Source organism: Oleiphilus sp. HI0067, from assembly GCF_001635735.1.
In genome coordinates, this window is sequence record NZ_LWFI01001356.1 from 1 (window position 1) to 1,943 (window position 1,943).

Annotated in this window: 1 protein-coding gene; it reads left to right on the forward strand. The window is 48.0% G+C overall.

Annotation, left to right across the window (positions count from 1 at the left end; all coding sequences use genetic code 11):
- Positions 1-1,791: glutamate synthase-related protein (locus tag A3739_RS21580; protein WP_255376792.1), on the forward strand; the 1,791-nt coding region annotated here is incomplete at its 5' end.
- Between the last annotated feature and the right edge of the window lie 152 nt (positions 1,792-1,943).

Genomic DNA, 1,943 nt, shown 5'->3' on the forward strand with positions numbered 1-1,943 from the left:
AAATCTGCAATGCTCGGTGGTGATTCCTTTGCATTTGGAACCACCGCACTGATGATGCTTAAGTGTGTGATGGCGAAAAACTGTAACGTGAAATGCCCAGCAGGTTTGACAACAAACCCAGAAGTATACGAAGGCGACCCACGAGCCTTGGCACAGTACTTTATTAACCTAGCGCACGAAGTGCGTGAAGTCTTGGCAGAACTCGGCTTTGCAAGTTTGCGTGAAGTACGTGGCCGTACAGATCTTTTACAACTTATTCGTCACCCGAACTTAATTGGTCAGTTGGATATGCGCGCCTTATTACGCGTACCAAATGCCAAAACGTTAGACGAAGAAGCGGTCGCGCTTGAAGCCAACTTTGAGCCAGACCAAGCTTATATCGACGAAGCCTACGAACGGTTCTTCGAAGCGCAATTGGCTTCGTTAGAAATCGAAGGCCCGCGTCTGACTAACTGTAATAAGACAACCGGTGGTCAATTCAGTATTGATGTAGAGCGCCATCTTAACTACGAACTTACTGAAGAGCAGTGCACTGCTCACCCTGCAATAGATACATTAAGCAATGGTCGAGTGGTATTGCGTGAAGACAGCTTAACGGTAGCAACACATAATTCAGCAGGTCAAAGCTTTGGTGCGTTCAATAACTCTGGTGTAACGCTTAAACACAGCGGTACCTGTAACGACGGAGTTGGTAAAGGCGCGAGCGGTGGCCGTATTATCGTTAGCAATCCTGGTGGTGGTGCGACATGCGAAGAAGGCAACGTACTGATCGGTAACTTTGCTTTGTTCGGTGCAACGGGTGGTGAGTTGTTTGTACAAGGCCAAGCGGGCGACCGTTTTGGTGTACGTAACTCTGGCGCAGTAGCTGTCGTTGAAGGTGTGGGTGACTTCTGCTGTGAATATATGACCAACGGCAGCGTGATCAATTTAGGCTCATATGGAAAAGGCTTCGGCAATGGTATGAGTGGAGGTACCGCTTATCAGTATGATCCAAGCGGCCAAATTGCAGAGCGTTGTAGCCGAGACTCAGTACGAGCGACGGCATTATCTGAAGATTCAAGCTTAATGCGTGCACAAGAAGACGCGTTGAAGTTGCACCTTGAACTGCACATTCAACATTGCGGCTCAAGCCTAGCGGCAAGCTTGCTAGAAAACTGGGACAAAGCGCGTCAACACTTCTATGTGCTGATTCCTTTATCTTTGTATCGCTACCACTGTGGTGAAGCGATTCTTGAAGCAAGTCCTCGTAAAGTCTTGTTGGAAGAGCTTTCTCAAGCATGGGGCTTGTGGCAGTTGCGTCGCATCGGTGACGCTTATAAGCGCAAGCAAGACATGTTCAATGGTGATGTTCCCGGTTATGGAGAGCGTGATAGCGGGCTTATTTACCAGTACGTGAATGCCATGGGCATCTTGCGCCGCGCCAAAGAGCTAGCAAGCAAGTCTGATTTAGTGAAATCAACACGTGTAACCAGCGACGAAATGGTGCGTCACTTAATTGAAAGCGAAGACCGAAAGCTAGTAGAGCAAATTCATAAAGACTTAAAAGCATCTTTTGAGGCCTACAGCAACGAAGCACTCGCAGCTTTGCTTGCTGATAAGCGCGTACGTGATTACAAAGAGTCACTGATGTTGCGTGAAGTGTGGGATACCCGTGCATGGGGTACAACGGTGTGGATTATTGAACGTGACCGTCAAAACAAAGCCGAGTTGGCCGAGTTTCCACCGTTGGAAGAAGCCTTAGCCAGACATTATTTACAGACCATCGCGAGCGTCATGCAACAGGCAGCTTAAGACTCTGAAGAAAAGAATTTAATAACGATTGAAATGTGCGAAGCCTCGTTTGAAGTATCTCGAGGTGAGTAGGAGGAAATATGAACGACATCGTGAATGACGTAAACCAAGTGGGCGAAAACGCCGCTACGCGTGTACCTTATTTACCGCAG